At 65.6% G+C, this 3,777-nt stretch carries 8 protein-coding genes; all 8 read right to left on the bottom strand.

Going from position 1 to position 3,777, the window contains the following annotated elements; all coding sequences use genetic code 11:
* Positions 1 to 215, bottom strand: a 215-nt coding sequence (gene rplE, locus ACTHL9_RS15435; RefSeq protein ID WP_440520171.1) for a 50S ribosomal protein L5, incomplete at its 3' end; no start/stop codon positions are given.
* Entirely contained in the window at positions 215 to 577 is a 363-nt protein-coding gene (gene rplX, locus ACTHL9_RS15440; protein ID WP_138414228.1) for a 50S ribosomal protein L24, read from the bottom strand. The genes rplX and rplE, both read right to left, overlap by 1 nt.
* Before the next feature lie 3 nt (positions 578 to 580).
* On the bottom strand, positions 581 to 949 hold the full coding sequence (gene rplN, locus ACTHL9_RS15445) for a 50S ribosomal protein L14 (RefSeq protein ID WP_003803789.1): 369 nt from the start codon (positions 947 to 949) through the stop codon (positions 581 to 583).
* 514 nt (positions 950 to 1,463) lie between these two features.
* Positions 1,464 to 1,766 (bottom strand): 30S ribosomal protein S17, encoded by a 303-nt coding sequence (rpsQ, locus tag ACTHL9_RS15450; RefSeq protein WP_440520172.1) that lies wholly within the window; start codon positions 1,764 to 1,766, stop codon positions 1,464 to 1,466.
* On the bottom strand, positions 1,763 to 2,095 hold the full coding sequence (gene rpmC / locus ACTHL9_RS15455; protein ID WP_440520174.1) for a 50S ribosomal protein L29: 333 nt from the start codon (positions 2,093 to 2,095) through the stop codon (positions 1,763 to 1,765). The genes rpsQ and rpmC overlap by 4 nt, the downstream gene beginning before the upstream one ends.
* Positions 2,096 to 2,097: 2 nt before the next feature.
* Positions 2,098 to 2,514, bottom strand: coding sequence for a 50S ribosomal protein L16 (rplP, locus tag ACTHL9_RS15460; RefSeq protein ID WP_440520173.1), 417 nt, complete (start codon positions 2,512 to 2,514; stop codon positions 2,098 to 2,100).
* Positions 2,515 to 3,339 carry a 30S ribosomal protein S3 gene (rpsC, locus tag ACTHL9_RS15465; RefSeq protein ID WP_138414231.1) on the bottom strand — a complete coding sequence of 275 codons (825 nt, stop codon included), beginning with the start codon at positions 3,337 to 3,339 and terminating at the stop codon, positions 2,515 to 2,517.
* A complete protein-coding gene (rplV, locus tag ACTHL9_RS15470) occupies positions 3,340 to 3,705 on the bottom strand; it encodes a 50S ribosomal protein L22 (protein ID WP_138414232.1) in 366 nt (121 codons plus the stop codon).
* Positions 3,706 to 3,777 lie beyond the last annotated feature (72 nt).

Below are 3,777 nucleotides of genomic sequence, written 5' to 3' on the forward strand. Positions count from 1 at the left end.
GTGATGAGGGTCAGGTCGCGCACAGCGCCCTCGATCAGCTTCGAGTCCTTCGCGGCGTCGCCGACGCCCATGTTCACGACAACCTTGACCAGGCGCGGGACCTGGTTCACGTTGGCGTACTTGAACTCGTCCTGGAGGGCACCCTTGATGGTGTCCGCGTACTTCGCCTTGAGACGGGGCACGATCTTGACCGGAGTCTCGACAGTCTCAGTCATCAGATGTCCTTCCCAGTGGCCTTGGAGTAGCGGATGCGCACCGTCTTCTGGCGGCCGTCCTTCTCCACGGTCTCGACGCGGAAGCCGACCTTCGTGGGCTTCTTGGTCTCGGGGTCAACGAGTGCCACGTTCGAGACGTGGATCGGAGCCTCGACCTGCTCGATGCCGCCGGTCTTCGTGCCGCGCTGCGACTGGCCGACCTTGGTGTGCTTGGTGACGCGGTTGATGCCCTCGACGAGCACGCGGCTCGTTGCGGGGAACACCTTCAGGACCTTGCCCTGCTTGCCCTTGTCACCGCCCTTTTCCTGCTTGGTGCCGGTGATGACCTGGACCAGGTCGCCCTTCTTGATCTTTGCGCCCATGAGTCAGAGCACCTCCGGAGCCAGCGAGACGATCTTCATGAACTTCTTGTCGCGCAGCTCGCGGCCGACCGGCCCGAAGATACGCGTACCACGGGGGTCGCCGTCGTTCTTGAGGATGACTGCAGCGTTCTCGTCGAACTTGATGTAGGAGCCGTCCGCGCGGCGGCGCTCCTTCTTGGTGCGGACGATGACGGCCTTGACCACGTCGCCCTTCTTGACGTTCCCGCCAGGGATCGCGTCCTTGACGGTGGCGACGATGACGTCGCCGATACCTGCGTAGCGGCGGCCGGATCCACCGAGAACACGGATGGTGAGGATTTCCTTCGCACCCGTGTTGTCGGCGACCTTGAGCCGCGACTCCTGCTGAATCACTTCTACTCCTTACGTCACGCTGGTTCTCAGATCGCGGTGTTGCTGCGCCGAGCCTTGCGGAACGGATTGTCGGGGTGTCTCTCGATCCGCCTGGATGTGGCCAGAACGGACCTGAACCGCCGTGCCAGAGGCAATTGACCCCTTCCCGGCAAGGCCCGCGCGCGGGCGCGCAGAAGGGCATTATGCGGTGGCACGATTGTTCACGAGGTACTGCACGCCTGCCTGACGCCCCCTCGGGAGGGCACGCCGAATGCAGCCGTACAAGCTCAATATCGTAGCACGAAAGGCGAACCCTCTTGACATCGGGGGTTCCGCCGTCGTCCTCCTCCCCTCCGTTTCGGGTACGCCAACTCTGCCCCACCAGCAACTCGGGTGCGCGAACGGACCCTGGGCCGTCAGTTGCCGTACCCGAAACGGCGGAGGAAGAGAGTTGGTGCACCCGAAACGCCGAAGCGGCCCGCCCCTCACTGGCGAGGGACGGGCCGCTTTCGAATCGGGGAGGAACCCGGAAGGCCTAATTGGCCTTCTCGAGGATCTCCACAAGGCGCCACCGCTTGGTGGCGGACAGCGGGCGGGTCTCGGCGATGAGAACGAGGTCGCCGATGCCGGCGGTGTTGTTCTCGTCGTGAGCCTTGCGCTTCTCGGTGCGGCGGATGACCTTGCCGTAGAGCGAGTGCTTCACGCGGTCCTCGACCTCGACGACGATCGTCTTGTCCATCTTGTCGGACACGACGTAGCCACGGGCCGTCTTCCGGTGGCCGCGCTTCTCGGCAGCCGCGGCGGCGTTCTCCGTCACGTTGTTCTCCTGCTCGCTCACTTGGCGTCCTCCTCGGTCTCAGCCGGCGCCTCGGGGGCCTCCGACTCAGCCTTGGCGGCCTTCTTGGACTTCTTGGCGTCCTTCGTCTCCGCGACAGCAGCGACGGGCTCGACACGGATGCCGAGCTCGCGCTCACGGAGGACCGTGTAGATACGGGCGATGTCCTTCTTCACGGACCGAAGCCGGCCGTGGTTCTCAAGCTGGCCCGTTGCCGACTGGAAGCGGAGGTTGAACAGCTCTTCCTTCGCCTTCTTGAGCTCCTCGAGGAGGCGCTCGCTGTCCAGCTGGTCGAGCTTCTCAGCGGTCAGGTCCTTCGAACCGACTGCCATTCTCATTCACCACCTTCGCGACGCACGATGCGCGCCTTCAACGGGAGCTTGTGCATCGCAAGGCGAAGAGCCTCACGCGCCACTTCTTCGTTCACACCGGCGAGCTCGAAGAGAACCCGGCCCGGCTTCACGTTGGCGATCCACCACTCCGGCGAACCCTTACCGGAACCCATGCGGGTTTCGGCGGGCTTCTTCGTGAGCGGGCGGTCCGGGTAGATGTTGATCCAGACCTTGCCGCCACGCTTGATGTAGCGGGTCATGGCGATACGGGCCGCCTCGATCTGGCGGTTGGTCACGTACGCCGGCGTGAGGGCCTGGATGCCGTACTCGCCGAAGCTGACCTTCGTGCCGCCGGTCGCAGCGCCGGAACGACCCGGGTGGTGCTGCTTGCGGTGCTTCACACGACGGGGAATAAGCATTTAAGCCTCTCCTCCTTCCGCTGCCGGAGCAGCCTCAGCGGCCGGGGCCTCAGTTGCCTCAGGAGCGGCACCCTGCGGCTGGCGGTCGCCAGACGGACGACGACGGCGCTCGCCACCGGGGCGACCCGGACGGTCACCACGGCCGCGGCCCGACGGAGCGGCGGCAGCCTGGGCGGCCAGCTCCTTGGACGTCACGTCGCCCTTGTAGATCCAGACCTTCACGCCGATGCGGCCGAAGGTCGTCTTGGCCTCGTAGAAGCCGTAGTCGATGTTCGCGCGGAGGGTGTGCAGCGGCACGCGGCCCTCGCGGTAGAACTCCGAGCGGGACATCTCGGCGCCGCCGAGACGGCCCGAGCAGGCCACGCGGATGCCCTTGGCACCGGCGCGCTGCGCCGACTGCATGGCCTTCTTCATGGCACGGCGGAACGCGACGCGGCTCGAGAGCTGCTCCGCGATGCCCTGGGCCACGAGCTGAGCCTCGATCTCGGGGTTCTTGACCTCGAGGATGTTCAGCTGGACCTGCTTGCCGGTGAGCTTCTCGAGCTCGCCGCGGATGCGGTCGGCCTCGGCGCCGCGGCGGCCGATCACGATGCCCGGACGCGCCGTGTGGATGTCCACGCGGACGCGGTCGCGGGTGCGCTCGATCTCGACGCGGGCGATGCCTGCGCGCTCCATGCCGTTGGTCATGAGCTTGCGGATCTGGACGTCCTCGCGGACGAAGTCCTTGTAGCGCTGACCCGGCTTGTTGCTGTCGGCAAACCAGTGCGAGACGTGGTCGGTGGTGATGCCGAGTCGGAACCCGTGCGGGTTGACCTTCTGTCCCATTTAGCGGGCCTCCTCGTTCTCCGGGGTCGCCACGACCACAGTGATGTGGCTGGTGCGCTTCTTGATGCGGTACGCGCGGCCCTGGGCACGCGGCTGGAACCGCTTCATGGTCGGACCCTCGTCGACGAACGCCTCGCTGATGTAGAGGTCGCTCTCGTCGAAGGGCAGACCGTCGCGGTCGGCCAGGACGCGCGCGTTGGCCATCGCGGAGGCGACCACCTTGTAGACCGGCTCCGAAGCTGCCTGCTGGGCGAACTTCAGGATCGCCAGAGCCTCATTCGCCTGCTTGCCACGAACAAGGTTGACGACGCGCCGGGCCTTCATCGGCGTTACGCGGATATGACGCGCAATTGCCTTGGCTTCCATTGCTTTCCTTCTCTTTCTCGAAGTTCAAGCACTGCTTCCTCTGCCATGCGGCAGGGTCAGCGGCGCTTGCCC

This window comes from Sinomonas sp. (assembly GCF_051955515.1).
Classification (GTDB): Bacteria; Actinomycetota; Actinomycetes; order Actinomycetales; family Micrococcaceae; genus Sinomonas.

What these genes read in the sequence shown, in the direction of transcription:
- rplV (WP_138414232.1), bottom strand. Translation starts at nt 3,705, where the DNA reads ATGGAAGCCAAGGCAATTGCGCGTCATATCCGCGTAACGCCGATGAAG.
- rpsC (WP_138414231.1), bottom strand. Translation starts at nt 3,339, where the DNA reads ATGGGACAGAAGGTCAACCCGCACGGGTTCCGACTCGGCATCACCACC.
- rpmC (WP_440520174.1), bottom strand. Translation starts at nt 2,095, where the DNA reads ATGGCAGTCGGTTCGAAGGACCTGACCGCTGAGAAGCTCGACCAGCTG.
- rplP (WP_440520173.1), bottom strand. Translation starts at nt 2,514, where the DNA reads ATGCTTATTCCCCGTCGTGTGAAGCACCGCAAGCAGCACCACCCGGGT.
- rplX (WP_138414228.1), bottom strand. Translation starts at nt 577, where the DNA reads ATGGGCGCAAAGATCAAGAAGGGCGACCTGGTCCAGGTCATCACCGGC.